At 66.2% G+C, this 16,957-nt stretch carries 15 protein-coding genes; 5 read left to right on the top strand and 10 right to left on the bottom strand.

The window, feature by feature from the left end; all coding sequences use genetic code 11:
* Positions 1-236: 236 nt before the first annotated feature.
* On the top strand, positions 237-1,826 hold the full coding sequence (murJ, locus tag RB623_RS16760; protein WP_308058049.1) for a murein biosynthesis integral membrane protein MurJ: 1,590 nt from the start codon (positions 237-239) through the stop codon (positions 1,824-1,826).
* Positions 1,827-1,890: 64 nt separating this feature from the next.
* On the opposite strand, the gene RB623_RS16755 is transcribed toward murJ, so the two are convergent.
* The gene (locus RB623_RS16755) at positions 1,891-2,295 is read right to left on the bottom strand and encodes a type II toxin-antitoxin system VapC family toxin (protein ID WP_308058048.1); all 405 of its coding nucleotides are present in this window, start codon (positions 2,293-2,295) and stop codon (positions 1,891-1,893) included.
* A 2-nt stretch (positions 2,296-2,297) separates the two neighbouring features.
* A complete protein-coding gene (locus RB623_RS16750; protein WP_308058047.1) occupies positions 2,298-2,540 on the bottom strand; it encodes a type II toxin-antitoxin system VapB family antitoxin in 243 nt (80 codons plus the stop codon).
* Between the two features lie 172 nt (positions 2,541-2,712).
* Between RB623_RS16750 and trpS the strand changes: the two genes are divergently transcribed.
* The 3 genes from trpS (at position 2,713) to RB623_RS16735 (ending at position 5,188) form a co-directional block, all read left to right on the top strand.
* Positions 2,713-3,780 carry a tryptophan--tRNA ligase gene (gene trpS / locus RB623_RS16745; protein WP_308058046.1) on the top strand — a complete coding sequence of 356 codons (1,068 nt, stop codon included), beginning with the start codon at positions 2,713-2,715 and terminating at the stop codon, positions 3,778-3,780.
* Positions 3,781-3,955: 175 nt separating this feature from the next.
* The gene (locus RB623_RS16740) at positions 3,956-4,447 is read left to right on the top strand and encodes a universal stress protein (RefSeq protein ID WP_308058045.1); all 492 of its coding nucleotides are present in this window, start codon (positions 3,956-3,958) and stop codon (positions 4,445-4,447) included.
* A gap of 162 nt (positions 4,448-4,609) precedes the next feature.
* Complete coding sequence (locus RB623_RS16735) at positions 4,610-5,188, top strand: NifU family protein (RefSeq protein WP_308058044.1); 579 nt, start codon at positions 4,610-4,612, stop codon at positions 5,186-5,188.
* A 102-nt stretch (positions 5,189-5,290) separates the two neighbouring features.
* Here the strand turns inward: RB623_RS16735 and RB623_RS16730 are convergent, their stop codons facing one another.
* Positions 5,291-5,911, bottom strand: coding sequence for a L,D-transpeptidase (locus tag RB623_RS16730; RefSeq protein WP_308058043.1), 621 nt, complete (start codon positions 5,909-5,911; stop codon positions 5,291-5,293).
* Between the two features lie 279 nt (positions 5,912-6,190).
* Here RB623_RS16730 and RB623_RS16725 point away from each other — a divergent pair, with 279 nt between their 5' ends.
* Positions 6,191-6,691 carry an MmcB family DNA repair protein gene (locus RB623_RS16725; RefSeq protein WP_308058229.1) on the top strand — a complete coding sequence of 167 codons (501 nt, stop codon included), beginning with the start codon at positions 6,191-6,193 and terminating at the stop codon, positions 6,689-6,691.
* Between the two features lies 1 nt (position 6,692).
* On the opposite strand, the gene nhaA is transcribed toward RB623_RS16725, so the two are convergent.
* The 7 genes from nhaA to RB623_RS16690 form a co-directional block, all read right to left on the bottom strand.
* On the bottom strand, positions 6,693-7,883 hold the full coding sequence (gene nhaA, locus RB623_RS16720) for a Na+/H+ antiporter NhaA (protein ID WP_308058042.1): 1,191 nt from the start codon (positions 7,881-7,883) through the stop codon (positions 6,693-6,695).
* Between the two features lie 99 nt (positions 7,884-7,982).
* Positions 7,983-8,546 carry an ActR/PrrA/RegA family redox response regulator transcription factor gene (locus tag RB623_RS16715; protein WP_308058041.1) on the bottom strand — a complete coding sequence of 188 codons (564 nt, stop codon included), beginning with the start codon at positions 8,544-8,546 and terminating at the stop codon, positions 7,983-7,985.
* Between the two features lie 217 nt (positions 8,547-8,763).
* Complete coding sequence (locus RB623_RS16710; RefSeq protein WP_308058040.1) at positions 8,764-10,080, bottom strand: ActS/PrrB/RegB family redox-sensitive histidine kinase; 1,317 nt, start codon at positions 10,078-10,080, stop codon at positions 8,764-8,766.
* An 84-nt stretch (positions 10,081-10,164) separates the two neighbouring features.
* Positions 10,165-12,771 carry an ATP-dependent helicase HrpB gene (gene hrpB / locus RB623_RS16705; RefSeq protein ID WP_308058228.1) on the bottom strand — a complete coding sequence of 869 codons (2,607 nt, stop codon included), beginning with the start codon at positions 12,769-12,771 and terminating at the stop codon, positions 10,165-10,167.
* Positions 12,772-13,060: 289 nt separating this feature from the next.
* A complete protein-coding gene (locus RB623_RS16700) occupies positions 13,061-14,161 on the bottom strand; it encodes a DUF1513 domain-containing protein (RefSeq protein WP_308058039.1) in 1,101 nt (366 codons plus the stop codon).
* A gap of 4 nt (positions 14,162-14,165) precedes the next feature.
* Positions 14,166-15,227 carry an imelysin family protein gene (locus RB623_RS16695; RefSeq protein WP_308058038.1) on the bottom strand — a complete coding sequence of 354 codons (1,062 nt, stop codon included), beginning with the start codon at positions 15,225-15,227 and terminating at the stop codon, positions 14,166-14,168.
* Positions 15,227-16,741 carry a di-heme oxidoredictase family protein gene (locus RB623_RS16690; RefSeq protein WP_374121693.1) on the bottom strand — a complete coding sequence of 505 codons (1,515 nt, stop codon included), beginning with the start codon at positions 16,739-16,741 and terminating at the stop codon, positions 15,227-15,229. The genes RB623_RS16695 and RB623_RS16690 overlap by 1 nt, the downstream gene beginning before the upstream one ends.
* Positions 16,742-16,957: the final 216 nt, after the last annotated feature.

The raw sequence follows: 16,957 nt of genomic DNA, 5'->3' as shown, positions 1-16,957 counted from the left end.
CCTGGCGCCGACGTCCTCTCCCCCCTTGAGGGGGAGATGGCCGCGAAGCGGCCAGAGCGGGTAACCTCAGAAGGCACCGCCTATAGGTCGAGCACTGCCGCGACGACCCCACCCCCGGCCCTCGGCCGCCTCGGCCCTTCGCTTTCGCTCCGGGCGTTCGTCATTCGAAAAGCCAAATCGTTGGCTTTTCGTCCGCTTCGCGGACCATGCCTCACCCCCTCAAGGGGGAGGGGGACATGAGCCTCGTCAAGAAATTCGCCACCGTCGCCTCCGGCACGCTGATGAGCCGGGTTCTGGGTTTTGCGCGCGAGATGCTGATGGCGGCCGCACTCGGCACCGGCCCGATCGCCGACGCCTTCAACGCCGCCTTCCAGTTTCCCAACACGTTTCGCCGGCTGTTCGCCGAGGGCGCCTTCAACGCCGCCTTCGTGCCGCTGTTCGCCAAGGAGATCGAAGCCGGCGGCATCGAAGGCGCGAAACGCTTTTCCGAGGAAGTGTTCGGCGTGCTGTTCACCACACTGGTGGCGCTGACCATCCTGATGGAACTGTCGATGCCTTTGCTGGTGTCGACCGTTGTGGCGCCCGGTTTTTCCGACAATCCGCAGAAGCATGACCTCACCGTCGCGCTGGCGACGGTGATGTTCCCGTATCTGATGTGCATGTCGCTGGCGGCGATGATGGCCGGCATGCTGAATTCGCTGCGCCGCTATTTCGCCGCGGCGATAGCGCCGGTGTTTCTGAACATCATCCTGATCGGCGTGCTCGGCTATGCCTGGCACGAAGGACTGGGCGGGCTGGACATCGGCTACGCGCTGGCCTGGGGCGTACTGGCCGCCGGGCTGGTGCAGTTGGCCATCGTCTGGATCGCGGTGCGCCATGCCGGTGTTTCGATCAGGTTCCGCTGGCCGCATTTCACGCCGAACGTCAGGCGCCTGCTGGTGCTGGCCTTCCCGGCGGCTGTCACCGGCGGCATCACCCAGATCAACCAGTTGATCGGCACGGCGATCGCCTCCGGCAAGGAAAGCGCAGTCTCGTCGCTTGCCTATGCCGACCGCGTCTACCAGTTGCCGCTCGGCGTCGTCGGCATCGCTGTCGCCATCGTGCTTTTGCCGGAACTGGCGCGGGCGCTGAAGGCCGGCAATACGCAGGAGGCCGCCAATCTCCAGAACCGGTCGGTCGAGTTCACGCTGTTCCTGACGCTGCCCGCCGCCGCCGCGCTGCTGGTGATCTCCGAGCCGATCGTGCGCCTGCTCTACGAGCGCGGCGCCTTCGCCGCCTCCAACGGCACGCCGGTGGTCTCGGCCATACTCGCGATCTTCGGGCTCGGCCTGCCGGCCTTCGTGCTGATCAAGGCGTTCACGCCTGGCTATTTCGCCCGTGAGGACACGCGCACGCCGATGATTTTTGCCGCCATTTCCGTGGCGGTGAACATATCGGTCGCGCTGACGCTATTCCCGTCGATGGGCGGCGCCGGCATCGCCACCGCCTCGGCCATCGCCGGCTGGGTCAACGCCGCGCTGCTGCTCGGCGTGCTGATCCGCCGTGGCCATTGGGGCCGCGACGCCGGCTTGCTGAAGCGAATTCCGCGCCTGCTGGTCGCCTCGGCGATCATGGCCGCAGCGTTGTATTTCGCCGCCCGCTGGTTTTCCGCAAGTCTTGGCCCCGGTGCGCCCTTCTACGAGCAGGCGGTCGTGCTGGGAACGATGATTGCCGGCGCAATGGCGCTCTATTTCGCCATCGTCTTCGCCATCGGCGGCGCCGACATCGGCATGATCAGGCGCAGCGTAAAAAGAGGCTCAGCAAGAGTTTCCGCCGACGAGGAGTGAAGAACGATCTGGTGAAATCAGCAATCGTCGGGTCCGCAATCTGAGCAAGTGAGGCAGTGCTCGGTCACGGAATCGTCTCCAGATCCGTCAGCCGGAATTCGTCGGCGGTCGACAGCATCGGGACGCCGAAGTGTCGCGCGCAGGCGTAGTGGAAGCAGTCGGCCAGGTTCAATCGAATCGTGTTGTTGCGGAAGCGCGACGCAGCTTCGACGGACAGGCTGGCCGCATCCTGCGCGGGCGGAAGGTCACGAAGCGCGATGTCCCGTTCCTCCAGGAAACGATTGACAATCTTCAGGCCCATCTCGACCTGAATGCCGAGCTTTTCAGGCCGGCTGAGCGCCATCGCAGCTTCCCAGACGGCTATGGCAGAGGTGAAAGGGCTTTCCGTCCGGACGATGGCATCCGCGCATCGGGTCGCTTCTGGCTCCTGGCTGAGAATGGCGACGATGGCCGCTGCATCGACGAACATCGCTATTCGCCCGACAGTTCATCATAGACCGAGCGTGGCAAGGGCTTTCGCGCCCGCTCGCTCAATTCAATACCGAACTCAGCCCTTAGCCGCGCCGCCGTCTCGATCGGCGTTTCCCTGGCGCGCCGGCGCTCGAGCGCCTCGCGCATGGCGATGACGATCGCTTCGGTGAGGCCGACACCTTCCATCTGCGCCAATCTTCGCGTCAGCGCATCGGCTTGCTTGTTGGTGACGTTGATGGTCACTAATGCCTCCAGCATTGAATGATCTACACTCGATCATCTATATATCCCGATCAATACGATTTTGTCCATCTCATGCCCACTTGCCTCGCTCCGCGCCATCGTCCATAAGCCCGCGCGTCCGCAACTTCGCCGCTCGTGAAACGGCCCTCCACAAGCCACGAGGATTCCTCTCATGTCCGCCTTCAAGCCGCTCGTCTTCTCGGGCGTCCAGCCCACCGGCAACCTGCATCTCGGCAACTATCTCGGCGCCATCAAGAAATTCGTCGCGCTGCAGGACACGTCCGACTGCATCTATTGCGTCGTCGACCTGCATTCGCTGACCGCCCAGCTCGTCCACGCCGACCTCAAGGACCAGACGCGCCAGATCACCGCCGCCTTCCTGGCCTCCGGAATCGACGCGAAAAAACACATCGTCTTCAACCAGAGCCGCGTCATGCAGCACGCCGAGCTCGCCTGGATATTCAACTGCGTCGCGCGCATAGGCTGGATGAACCGCATGACGCAGTTCAAGGACAAGGCCGGCAAGGACCGCGAGAACGCCTCGCTCGGCCTGCTCGCCTATCCCAGCCTGATGGCGGCCGACATCCTGCTCTACCGCGCCACCCACGTTCCCGTCGGCGAGGACCAGAAGCAGCATCTGGAACTGACCCGCGACATCGCCCAGAAGTTCAACAACGACTTCTCCTCCCGCATCGCCGATCTCGGCGTCGGCGTCGAGATGCAGGTCGGCGAGGAGACGGTGAACGGCTTCTTCCCGATCACCGAGCCGGTCATCGGCGGGCCGGCGGCGCGCATCATGAGCCTGCGCGACGGATCGAAGAAGATGTCGAAATCGGACCCGTCCGACCTGTCGCGCATCAACCTTACCGACGACGCCGACACCATCTCCAAGAAGATCAAGAAGGCCAAGACCGATCCGGAGGCGTTGCCGAGTGAGGTCGACGGCCTGGCCAGCCGGCCCGAGGCGGAAAACCTCGTTGGCATCTATGCCGGCCTCGCCGACATCGGCAAGGACGCGGTGCTGCGCGAGTTCGGCGGCCGGCAGTTTTCCGTCTTCAAGCCGGCGCTGGCCGACCTGGCGGTCGAGAAACTGGCGCCGGTGGCCGCCGAGATGCGCCGCATCTCCGCCGATCACGCCTATGTCGACGGCGTGCTGCGCGACGGCGGCGAGCGGGCAAGCGTCAAGGCCGAGGCGACGATGAAGACGGTGCGCGACATCGTCGGGCTCTTGCAGGGCTGAGAAATCCGGGGACAGTTTACTGAATTCCGTGTCGTCGGATGCGGGCGGGCCCGCGCCGGCATTGGAATTCAGTAAACTGTCCCCCGATTTCCGCTTCATCGCCGCCGCTTGCCGCCCGCGCGTGCGGGTGGCAGATTGCGGCCGTCCGAGCGGAGCCTCGTTCAGGGAGTAGTCCATGGTCTCCAAACGCCTGAGCCGGGAAGCCGGCCACCGGCGAAAATTCCTCGCCGTCGTCGACGAGACGCCCGAATGCGAGCGTGCCGTCGCCTACGCTGCGATGCGCGCCAAGTCGACCGGCGGCAGCGTCGTGCTGCTCTACGTCATCGAGCCGGGCGACTTCCAGCACTGGCTGGGAGTGGAGAAGATCATGCGCGAGGAAGCCGAGGCGACCGCACAGGCCGCGCTCGACAAGCATGCCGCCAAGGTGCGCGCCACGCTCGGCATCGAGCCCGAACTGGTGGTGCGCGAGGGCAAGCCAACGGACCAGATCCACCAACTCATCGAGGACGACCAGGACATCGCCATCCTGGTGCTGGCAGCCGGCGCCTCCAAGGAGGGGCCGGGACCGCTGGTCGCCTCGATCGCCGGCAAGAATGCGGCGTTTCCCATTCCCGTCACGGTCGTTCCGCAAAACCTGTCGGACGATGAGATCGCCAGCCTGGCGTAGGCGGTGAATGGTAGGCGACCGGTAGGGTGAAACTGCATCAAGCTGTTGCGCTTGTCCTTCCCATTCACCATTTACCATTCGCTATTCACCAATGCCGCTTGTACCGGCCGTTGAATGAGCCTATTTAGAACTATTCCAAAAATGACGCGCGGAGATGCGGCGATGTTCATCCAGACCGAGGCGACCCCCAATCCCGCCACGCTGAAGTTCCTGCCCGGTCGCGAAGTTCTGCCGGAAGGTACCGCCGATTTCCGCGACGCCGCCGCTGCCCGCGAAGCTTCGCCGCTGGCTGGACGTCTGTTCGACATTGCGGGCATCACCGGCGTGTTCTTCGGCTATGATTTCGTCACCGTCACCAAGGCCGACGGCCCTGACTGGCAGCACCTGAAGCCCGCCATCCTCGGCGCCATCATGGAACAGTTCATGTCCGGCCAGCCGGTGATGACCCGCGCCGCCCAGGCGCGCGGCGACGCGGCGGAAAGCGGCGACGAGTTCTATGACAAGGCCGACGAGGACATCGTCATCACCATCAAGGAATTGCTGGAGACGCGCGTGCGCCCGGCGGTGGCTCAGGACGGCGGCGATATCACCTTCCGCGGTTTCGAGAACGGCACAGTGTTCCTCAACATGAAGGGTGCCTGCGCCGGCTGCCCGTCGTCGACGGCGACGCTGAAGCATGGCATCCAGAACCTGCTGCGCCACTTCGTGCCGGAAGTGCAGCAGGTCGAGCAAGTCTCCTGACCGCATCCCCGCAGACGCGCAGACAATAAAAAACCGGGCTCGAAAGGGCCCGGTTTTTCATTGCTGACGTCCTTGTTGCCGAGACGGTCCGCGTAAGAAACCCTATTGGACAACGACCTTGGCGCCGACATCGGCGCGGCTGTAGAGGTCGATCACGTCCTGGTTGAGCAGCCGCACGCAGCCCGACGACATCGCCTTGCCGATCGACCACCATTCGGGCGTGCCGTGCAGCCGGTAGCCGGTGTCGCCCTTGTTGTAGAGATAGAGAGCGCGCGCACCGAGTGCATTGGTCGGGCCGGGCGGCTGGCCGCCACGCCATTTCGCCAGTTGCGGCTGGCGCCGGATCATTTCCGGCGGCGGCGTCCACACTGGCCATTCGCGCTTGGCGCCGACCCGCGCCGTGCCTTTCCAGTCGAACCCTTCGCGCCCGACGCCGATGCCGTAGCGCACGGCACGCCCCTCGGGCAGCACGAAGTACAGGTATTTCGCGCCCGTATCGACGATGATCGTGCCCGGCGCCTCGTCCGTCCTGTAGCTCACGATCTGGCGGCGGTACTGGGCGGGAACCTTGTAGATCGGGATCGCCGGTACGCTGTAGCCGGAATCGGTGCGGGCGCTGTAATCGGCGGCTGAGAAGATCTGGAACGAGCCGACGGAACTACAGCCCGTGAGCGCGGTCGACAGCACGAGGCCGGCCAGCACGGTAAAGGTCTTGAGCCGCATGAAGAGGTGAAACTCCCCTTTTTGACGATCCCGGGCCTGATTCGGCCGCTTTTTCGAGTCTATCTACTAGAGCTTTGCATAGGGCTGCCAAGCGCCGTGTGGGCTCCGCTGCCGTGGCGGCACACGGGTCTGCGACCGATTATGGTATTTTCGCAACAATCCTTCACGGTTTCGTGAGTTTTTGGGCCGTTGTTGCCCGTTTCGGTCGATTGCGGGCCTTGACCTCAATGCTTTCGGTCAAGCCTCTTGCAGCGCCGTTCCGGTTTTGTACTATTGGCCATGCCGATCATCTCGCCGCTGCCCACCAATCCGCTGATCGACGGCCGCCAGTCCGAGCGCGCCATGCGTGTGCGGCGCGGCGTGCAGCGGCTGCTCACCGAGATGGGCGCGCATGTGCTCCCCGAGATTTCGCTCGCCACTGGCCGCCGCGCCGATCTCGTCGCGCTCACCCGTCAGGGCGACATCTGGATCATCGAGATAAAGTCCTCGATCGAGGATTTTCGCGTCGACCGCAAATGGCCGGAATACCGGCTGCATTCGGACCGCTTCTTCTTCGCCACCCATCCGGACGTTCCCGCCGCGATCTTTCCCGAAGATTGCGGCTTCATCCTCTCCGACGGCTATGGCGCGGAAATCCTGCGCGAGGCGCCGGAGCACAGGCTGGCGGCGGCGACGCGCAAGGCCCTCATGTTACGTATTGCCCGGGCCGGCGCCGCGCGCCTGCTCGCCGCCGAGCTTGCCGGCGTCGCGGTGCCGGCGCTGGAGGGCGAAAGCGAGTAGCCTACTCGTCTATCTCCTTCCCCATCTTCGGCGCCATCATAAGCACGGCCGACCCCAGCAGCGCGGCGACCAGCGAGCCGGCCAAAATGCCGAGTTTCACCGCTTTCTGCAGGTCCGGGTCGTCGGCAAAGGCGAGCAAGCCGATGAACAGGCTCATGGTGAAGCCTATGCCGCACAAGAACGCCACGCCGGTCATATGCATCCAGCCGGCATTTCTGGGCAGGTCGGCGAGGCCGAGTCTTATGGCAAGCGCCGATGTGCCGAGCACGCCCACCAGCTTGCCGACAACCAGTCCGGCGACGACGCCGAGCGTCAGTGGCTCGACAAGCGACGACAGGCTCATCCCGGCGAAGGAGACGCCGGCATTGGCGAAGCCGAAGATCGGGATGACGACGAAGGGGACCACCTTGTGCAGCGAATGCTCCACGCGGTGCAGCGGCGAATGTTCGAGGTCGCGGGCAATGCCGGGCGACACGCGCAGCGGCACGGTCAGCGCCAGCGCCACACCGGCCAGCGTGGCATGCACGCCGGATTTTAGCACCAGCACCCACAGAACCAGGCCGAGCAGGGCATAGGGCAAAAGGTTGAGCACGCCCATGCGGTTCATCGCGATCAGCGCCGCGAGCACGAAAGCCGCGCCGGCGAGATAGGGCATGGACAGGCCGCTCGTATAGAAGATGGCGATGATGATCACCGCGCCGAGATCGTCGATGATGGCAAGCGCGGTGAGAAACACTTTCAGCGAGGCCGGCACGCGGCTGCCGAGCAGCGACAGCACGCCGAGCGCAAAGGCGATGTCGGTGGCGGTGGGAATCGCCCAGCCGCGCAGTGCATCCGGATTTTGCAGGTTGAGCGCCACATAGATCAGCGCCGGCACGGCCATGCCGCCCGCCGCCGCGATGCCGGGCAGCGCACGGCGCGGCCAGGTGGACAATTGCCCGTCGAGCATCTCGCGCTTGATCTCCAGCCCGACCAGCAGGAAGAACACCGCCATCAGCCCGTCATTGATCCAGTGCTCGACATTGAGCGGGCCGACATAGGTTTTCAGCGCCGCGAAATAGGCGCCGGAGAGCGGCGAATTGGCGACGATGAGGGCAAGCAGCGCCGCGCCCATCAGCACGATGCCGCCCGATGCCTCGCTGACGAGGAATTCGCGGAAGACGGAGACCGGGCGGCTCGGTTTGTCTGTCACGCGGCTCTCCCTCGCAGGCGCATCAAGGTCATGCCGATTGAATGCCGTGCAAGAAAGCTCGTGGCAACCCCGCAGGGGAACGCCGCGGCGATCGGCCCGTCAGCGCGGAGCGCGCTTGGCCAGAATCCGCTGCAGTGTGCGGCGATGCATGTTGAGCCGGCGCGCCGTCTCGGAGACGTTGCGGTCGCACATCTCGTAGACTCGCTGGATATGCTCCCAGCGCACGCGGTCGGCCGACATCGGGTTTTCCGGCGGGGCGGCACGCTCGCCGCCGGTGCGGGTCAGCGCGGCATAGATGTCGTCGGCGTCGGCCGGTTTCGACAGATAGTCAATGGCGCCGAGTTTCACGGCGGTCACGGCGGTGGCGATGTTGCCGTAGCCGGTGAGGATGACGGTGCGCGTGTCGGCGCGGCTCTCGCGGATCGCCGCCACCACGTCGAGCCCGTTGCCGTCGCCCAGCCGCATGTCAACCACCGCATAAGCCGGCGCGCCCGCCTTCGCCTTGGCGACCGCCTCCTCGACGCTTTCGGCCGTGTCGACCGCGAAGCCGCGTGCTTCCATGGCGCGCGCCAGCCGGGTCAGGAACGGCTTGTCGTCATCGACCAGCAGCAGCGAGGCGTCGGGTCCTATGGCCTTGTCGTGCAGCGTTTCCTCGGCGATCATCGTCGTCCATCCGTTCTTGGTCTTTTGGGTAGGATATAGCTTGCCGAAGGCCTAAATACCACCTCAGCCGGCCTGGGGTCTGTTGAGATTCAGGTCAGGGCGCGCCGAAAATGGCGGTTTTCGAGAACCGAAGCGCAGTGTACGTGAAGGTACAAGAGCATCGGAAGCGCAGAAAAGCGCCATTTGCAGGCCGCCTTGGCCCGAATATCAACAGACCCTAAAACGCATCGGCCGGGGCCGTTCGCCGACTGACGAACTGCTCGCGGCTCCATACCACTTGCGCCACCGCGCCCAGTCCGCGCTGGTTGGCGTTGAAGAAGGAGAGTTTCGCGCCCGAGCGCTCCAGCAGCGTCTTGGCGATGAACAGGCCGAGCCCGAGCCCGCCGCCCGGCTCGGCGCCCTGGCGCGTCGACATATAGGGCTCGCCGATGCGGTCGAGGATTTCCGGCGGGAAGCCGGGGCCGTCGTCGATCACGTCGATGATCACCTGTTCGGCGTCCCAGCGCCAGCGCACGGTGACCGCGCCGGAGGCGAAGTCGACGGCGTTCTCGACGAGGTTGCCGAGCCCGTAGATGACGCCGGGGTTGCGCTGCCCGACCGGCTCCTCGCCGACGCATTCGCGCGGCTCCAGGCGGATGGCGATGCCGAAGTCGCGATGCGGGGCGATCACCTCCTCGATCAGCGAGGTCAGCGGCAGCCGCGCCAGATGCTGCTCGCCTTCGGTCGACAGGCTGGTCAGCCGCTTGAGGATCTCGCGGCAGCGTTCGCTCTGCGAGCGCAGCAAAGTCACGTCCTCGCGGTATTTCGGATCTTCGCCCAGCGCCCGTTCCATCTCCTTGGCGACCACGGTGATGGTGGCGAGTGGCGTGCCGAGTTCGTGCGCCGCCGCCGCCGCCAGCCCGTCCAGCGCCGAAAGATGTTGCTCGCGCTGCAGCACCAGTTCGGTGGCGGCAAGCGCGTTGGCCAGCAGCCGCGCCTCCTCCGCTACCCGCCAGGCATAGACGGCGGTGAAGGTGATGGATGAAAACACCGCCATCCACATGCCGGCGACGTAGACGAAGGGGATTGTGAGCGCCGCACCCTCGATCCATGGCAGCGGAAAATGGTAGAACACCAGGAGGCTCGCCATGGCCATCACCAGCCCGCCCAGCACCGCCGTCATCCGCAGCGGCAGCGTCGTGGCCGAGATCACCACCGGCACGGTCAAGAGCAGCGAAAACGGGTTGGTCAGCCCGCCGGTGAGGAAGAGCAGGCCGGCGAGCTGCAGCGAATCGAACAGCAGCGTCGCCAGCGCCGCGTTCGGCGCCAGCCGGTGCGCCGACGGATAGCGGAAGGTGAGATAGAGGTTGAGCCAGGCCGAGCAGGCGATCAACGCAAAACACAGGCTGACCGGCAGCGGGAAGTTCAGCCAGTAGGCGACCACCACCACCGTCACGCTCTGGCCGACGATCGCCAGCCAGCGCAGGCGGATCAGGGTGTTCAGCCTGAGCCTGTGCTGCTGCTCGTAGTCGGACGAGACGAACGGTTTGATCATTGTGCTCCGCGCCGGTTTCCTATTGCCGACACGCGAGCCGTATTCCCTCCGGCACGACGGCGCAATGCGGTTTGATTGAGCGGGCTACGTCCCTCTCGGCTTGGCCCGGGCCGTGGCCGTCGCGCTGGCCGGATCTTCCGGCCAGACATGTTTGGGGTAGCGCCCGCGCATGTCGGCGCGCACGTCGGCCCAGGAGCCGCGCCAGAAGGCGGGCAGATCGCGTGTCGTCTGGATCGGCCGGTGCGCCGGCGACAGCAGTTCCAGCGTCAGCGGCACCTTTCCATCGCCGATCGCCGGATGTTTTGTCAGCCCGAACAGTTCCTGCACCCTGATCGCCAGCACCGGCGTCTCGCCGTCATAGCGGATCGGCACGCTGCTGCCCGACGGCGCGGCAAAATGTGTGGGTGCGGCCTTGTCCAGCCGGCGGCCGAGATCGTGCGGCAGAAGCGAGCGCAGACCCTGCGTCACCGCGCCGGGGTCGATGCGGGAAAAGGCCGCCTCGCCGGTGAGGAAGGGCAGAAGCCAGTCCTCCAGTGCCTCGGTCAGTGCCGCGTCGGACACGTCAGGCCAGGGTTCGCCCACTGCAGCGCGCAGCCACGCCAGTCGAGCGCGTAGCGTCTCGGCCTCCTTGCTCCACGGCAGCAGCGAAAGTCCATGCTCGCGCAGCGCGTCGAGGATCGCCCGGTCGGCGGCGTCGCCTTTTGGCGGCGGCAGAAGCTGTTCCGACAGCATCACGGCGCCCAGCCGCACGCTTTCGCGCGTCCGCACGGCGCGGCGCTCGACGTCGAATTCGGTTGTCCGCCGGCGTTCCAGCCGCTCGCCGAGCACGGCGCGGATGTCGGCCTCGCTTACCGCGGCGGCGGAGGTGATGCGCGCGTTCTGCGCCTTGCCCTGCAGGTCGGCCACGACAAGATATTGCTTGCCCGCCAGGGGGTCGGCGGCGTCCAGCATTGCACCGCTGCCATTGGCCAGCACGAAGCGCCCACGCTCGCCCCGCGCCTTCGCCACCCGGTCCGGCCAGGCAAGGAGAAGAAGCGCGCCGACCTCACCCTCCCCCTTGAGGGGAGGGTCGGCGAGCGGTCGGAGCGAAGCGGAGATCGCGAGACGGGGTGGGGTCGCTTCAGGATGAAGCGCTTCATAACCGACCCCACCCCGGGTCCCAGACCCGCTCGTTCTGAGCGGGTTGCTCCGCGACCCTCCCCTCAAAGGGGAGGGTGAGGTCCGCGCCAGCCTCTCCGCCAATTGCCTTGCCGCCACCGCCCGCGGCGATTTCTCACCGCGGAATCGCTCCAGTCGCCGCTCCAGGTCTACACTGTCGCCGCCCAGCCCGCGTTCGGTCAGCAGCACGGCGAGTTGCGCCGCTTCGTGCCCGGCGCCGTTGCGCGCCGCTTCCGCCACCATATGCGCCAGCCGCACCGGCAGCGCGAGTTTGCGCATCGCTGCGCCCGCTTCGGTCAGCCGACCGTCGGGGTCGAGCGCATCGAGCGCGGTCAGCAAGGCCCGCGCCTCGGCAAGCGCAGGTCCCGGCGGCGGATCGAGGAAGGCCAGCGCGCGTGGGTCGGCTATGCCGAAGGCGGCGCAGTCGAGCGTGAGCGACGACAGGTCGGCTTCGAGGATTTCGGGCGTGTTGTAGGCCGCGAGCGACGCCGTCTGCTCGGCCCGCCACAGGCGGATCGCGACGCCCGGCTGGGTGCGCCCGGCGCGGCCGGTGCGCTGGTCGGCGGAGGCGCGGCTCACCCGCACCGTCTCCAGCCGCGTCAGCCCGGACGCCGGCTCGAAGCGCGGCACCCGCGACAGGCCGGAATCGATGACCACCCGCACGCCGTCTATGGTGATCGAGGTCTCGGCGATAGAGGTCGCCAGCACGACTTTCCGCCGCCCGATCGGCGCCGGTCTTATCGCCGCGTCCTGCGTGCGGGCGTCGAGTTGGCCGTAAAGTGGCATCACGTCGACCGTCCCTGCGACGCGCGCCTCCAGCTGCTCGGCCGTGCGAAGAATCTCGCGCTGGCCGGGCAGGAAGGCCAGCACGCTTCCTTCCTCGGTGGCCAGCGCCTCGTGCACCGCCGCCGCCACCGCATCCTCGATCGGCGCGCCGGGCGCCCGCTCGGAATAGTGGATGTCGACTGGAAAGCTGCGCCCGGCGCTTTCGATCACCGGCGTCGCATCGCCCAGCAGCCTCGCCACCCGCGCGCCGTCGACGGTGGCCGACATCACCAGCAGGCGCAAATCCGGCCGCAGCGCCCCTTGCACGTCGAGCGCCAGCGCCAATCCGAAATCGCCGTCCAGCGAGCGCTCATGAAACTCGTCGAACAGGATCGCGGCAATGCCCGGAAGCTCCGGATCGTCGAGGATCATGCGCGCCAAAATGCCTTCGGTGACGACGACTATGCGCGTCCTCGCCGAGACCTTTCGCTCCATGCGCATGGCGTAGCCGACCGTGCCTCCCGGTTCCTCGCCGAGCAGTTGCGCCATGCGCCGCGCCGCCGCCCGCGCCGCCAGCCGGCGCGGCTCCAGCAGCAGGATGGTGCCGTCGCCGCGCCATTTGGCATCGAGCAGCGCCAGCGGCACAAGCGTCGTCTTGCCCGCGCCCGGTGGCGCCACCAGCACGGCGCTGCTGCCGGCGTCTAGTGCGGCAAGCAGCGACGGCAGCGCCTCGGTGACGGGGAGGGTGGGGAGGTTGATGGTCACGATTGGATTGGAGATGCGGTGTTCTTCGCACCCCCCTCTGTCCTGCCGGACATCTCCCCCGCAAGAGGGGAGATTGGCAGTTTCGGCGGCATCGCTCCTGCTCCAACGCCGGCGATTGGCGAAACCAAAGCGGCCGGCGCAATCTCCCCCCTTGCGGGGGAGATGTCCGGCAGGACAGAGGGGGGTGCGAAGGAACGCCGTCTGATTCCCGGTGCCAATATTGCCAATGTACGATGTCTCATGTTTTGCCTCTAACGCATCGTTGGAGAGGCCGTCATGAGTTTTCCGCCGCCTACCCCTCGATCCGCAGCATATGATTGTCCCACACATAGTGCGGATCGGAATGCGCCGAGCCTTCCGGCGGCACGATCTCGCCCGTGCCGGTGCTGGCGAGGAACCCGGCGCTGTCCGGGGCGATGCCGCAGACCTCGGTCAGGTCGCGCACTGAGGCCACCGCGCCGGTGACCGCATCGAGCACCACCAGTGAATTGCCTTGCGGCGAGGAGATCGCGACCGTCCCTGCCGCCGGGTTTGCCGCCACCGATCCCACATAGTTGCGCAGGCCAATCAGCGCCGTTTCCGGCAAGTCGACCAGTTCGAAACGCTCGCCCATGCGGGCGCGGCCGACCAGCGCCGGCCGCTCGGTCGCCGGCCCTTCATGCTGGCAGCCGAACCACAGCGTGCCGTCGCGATCGAAATCCATGTGGCGGATGGAGAGTTTGTGCAGCGCGGGCGGCAGTTCGTGGCTTTCGACCAGGTCGCCGGTCTCGCGGTCGACGAAGACGAGCGACGGTTTCATCGTCGGGATATTGAGTTTCGCCGCGCCGAAATCCGGATGCGTCTCGATGCCGCCATTGGCGATGGCCAGCGTCTTGCCGTCGGGACAGAGCAGCAACTCGTGTGGCCCGACGCCGTGGGTCGGGAACTCGCCGATGCGGCGGAAGGCGTCGGTCGCGTCGTAAATGCCGATCATGCCCTCGGAATTGTCGAAATCGTTCTCCGTCGCGTAAAGGAGCTTTCCGTCCGGCGAGAACACGCCGTGCCCGAAAAAATGCCGGCCAGCCACGCTCGGGATCGTTACCGGCTCGGCCTTGTTGGTGTGGTCGAAGACGACGGCGAACGTGCCGGGCTGGCGAGCGAAAACCACCGAGCGCCGCGAAACCGGATCGAAGGTTATGTCATGGCCGCGATCCGGCAGGTCGACCGAATGGACGATCTTGCCCTGCTCGGTGAGGATCGCGACGCCGAAACCGCCACCGCGGTTCTGGTAGGCGCTCGCGAACAGTGCGTCGGCCTCTGCCGTCCGCGCCTGCGCCGCCGGCGCCAGCGCAGCGACGAAGGACGCGCCGGCGGCCTTCAGGAAATCGCGGCGGTCAAACAGCGGCGTGCGCACCGCCTCAATCCCCGTCCAACGACGAAAAGCCGGCAGAGAGCCCGAGCGCGGCGGAAAGGTTTACGCCGAACAGTTCCGACAGATGCGAGGTGATCAGCCGGAACGCCGGCAGCCCGCCGCGATGGTCGCTGGCCAGGATTTCGGTGATCGGCACGGGTTCATGGCCGATCATCGTCTGTGCCGTATTGAACTCGAAACCTATCGAATCGGCGATCCACCCGGAGTCCGACGGCAGCAGGTCAGCCAGTCCGGACGCCTCGAACAGGGCTTTCATACCGGCCAGGTTCTCGCCGAGCGAAATGACCGTTGCGCCCGAGCGCCAGAAGATCGCCTGTTTCGGTCTGTCGTCGTCCGGCGTCTGGCCCAGAAAACCGTTCAGCCGCACGTCGCGCACCATTTCCAGCCCATGCACGAACACGTCGAACAGTTCGGTCAGCGCTTCGTCGTCGGTGCGGTAGAGCGCATTGTCCGGCCCCGGATTGGCCCAGGTTCTTGCGATGCCCGAAGGGTCCTGCCAGGCCTCGGAGATGGTCTTCGCCATCTCCTCGAGGTTTTGCGCGATCGCCAGGCCGTAGGAGCAGCGATAGGGGTCGCCGGGCGCTTTCAGCGTTTCGGAACCGGTGCCGAACAGCACGAACTCCAGCGCGCCCAGCCCCTGCATGGCGACGCTTTTCCCCGCAAGCCGCGCGGGGTCGCTGGCGGTCGGATCCTTGTCGGCCAGAGCCGCCTGCACCTGCTTCAGGCCGATGCTCTTGCGGTCCGGCCAGAACAGGATGCGGTCCTGCCGGTTCTCCTCGGTCACCGGGCCGAAGCGGATGATCTCCACTTGCGACCAGGCCGACACCAGCGCGACGAAGTTTTTCTGCACCGCCGCCAGGTTTTCGGGCGAGGGCTCGGCGCACAGCGCCTGCATGTCGCCGGTCTCTTTTGCCGCCGCCGTGTGGAGATCGGCATAGGCGGGACGCACAAAACCGTCGATCGCCTTTTCGATTGTGGCGTTGGCGGCGAGGGCGGGAGAGGCACAAAAACTCGCCAAGGCCGCAATGGCAGACAGGAAGAAGCGCATCACAGCGACTCCAGAAACGTGATCAGCGCCTGGCGGTCGGCTGCGGGAACCGCTGCAAACCGATCCCGCGCCTTCTGCGCCTCGCCGCCATGCCAGAGGATCGCCTCGGTCAGGTTGCGGGCGCGCCCGTCATGCAGGAAGAACGTGTGGCCGGATACCCGCTTGGTCAGGCCGATGCCCCACAGCGGCGGCGTGCGCCACTCATTGCCGGTGGCGTCGCCCACCTGCTGCCCGTCCGCCAGCCCATCGCCGAGATCGTGCAGCAGGAAGTCGGAATAGGGCCAGATCAGTTGAAACGAAAACGCCTTGTCCGGCGCGTCGCGGCGCGTCACGAATTTCGGCGTGTGGCACGACGCACAGCCGAGCTCATAGAAGATCTTCTTGCCAGCCAGCACCGCGGGCTTGCCGACGTCGCGGCGGGCCGGCACGGCGAGGTTTTGGGAATAGAAGGTGACGAGGTCCATCACCGGCGGCGGCGCCTCTACGTCGCCCAGCCGCGCTTGCACGCCCGTCGGCATCGCCCGGCAACTCGCCTGCGCTTCCGTGCAATCACCAAAGCTCTTCGGCACCTCCGGCGTTGAGATGCCGATGTCGCCGGCGAAGGCGTCGGCGGATTGCTGGCGGATCGACGGCGCCTGCGCCTTCCAGCCGAAGCGGCCGAGCGTCAGCTCGCGGCTGAGTTCGTCGCGCACGATGTTGGGTTTTCCCGAAATCCCGTCGCCATCGCGGTCGTCAGGATCGGCGTTGGCAAAAATGTCGGCGGGGTGGATCTGCTCGACAAGGCCGAGCCCGATCATCGCTGGAGTGACACGTGGCGACAGCGTCGTGCCGGGATGCAGCGGCCCGTCCGAAAGATCGGTCACCGAATAGGCCGGCCTGCGCAGCGACACGACCGTGCCGTCGCCGAGCGTCACCGGAATTTCCGTGTAGGAAATCGCCATCTTGCCCTCGCCGGCCAGCCCGGGCACGGCAAGGTCCTGCAACTGCCCGCCATAGACGGGGTCGGGCAGGTTGAGCACGGCCCGGTCGGCCACGGCCCGCTGCTCTTCCTCGGTCTCGGCGGCGCGCGCCAGCCGGAAGAACATCGAGGTGGCGTCGGCCGCCCCCTCCGGAGGATGCCCGCGCCCGTCCTTCAGATGGCAGCTCTGGCAGGCTCGCGCGTTGAACAGCGGCCCCAGCCCGTCGGACGCCTGCGTGGAGGACGGCGACGACACCCACAATTTGCGGAACAGCCCGTTGCCGAGCTTGAACGTTCCTTCCTGCTCGAAGGTGATGTTGGCCGAGGAATGCGAGAAGGCGTCCTGGTTTGGACGTTTTTTTGAGGTCGTCGCCCCGCCGGGCAGAAGTTCGAAGGATTCCGGTTTGGAGAAATCGGTCGCCGGCGCTGTGACGGCCTTCACCCGCGCCAGGTCTGCGGCGGAGAGGTCGGTGCGGGTGGTGGTGAGACCGGGAGGGACGTCGCCGGCTTGAAGTACTGACGCGGACAGAGCCAGCAAGAGCGATCCGAGCGCAATGAGATGCCCTGCCCCCTCACCCGGCCTCCGCTTCGCTCGGCCACCCTCTCCCCGTCGGGGAGAGGAGATCGTCGGCGTTGCGGCCTCGCCTTTCAAGGTTGAAGGATAGGCTCCATCGTTGGAGAACCTCCTCTCCCCAACGGGGAGAGGGTGGCCGAGCGAAGCGGAGGCCGGGTGAGGAGGCAAGGCGGCCTCAGATCGCGCAAACCCCTTGTG

Source organism: Mesorhizobium sp. LHD-90 (assembly GCF_030929505.1).
Taxonomy (GTDB): domain Bacteria; phylum Pseudomonadota; class Alphaproteobacteria; order Rhizobiales; family Rhizobiaceae; genus Kumtagia.
The sequence above is the reverse complement of the archived record's forward strand: the minus strand, read 5'-3'. Positions and strand labels throughout refer to the sequence as shown.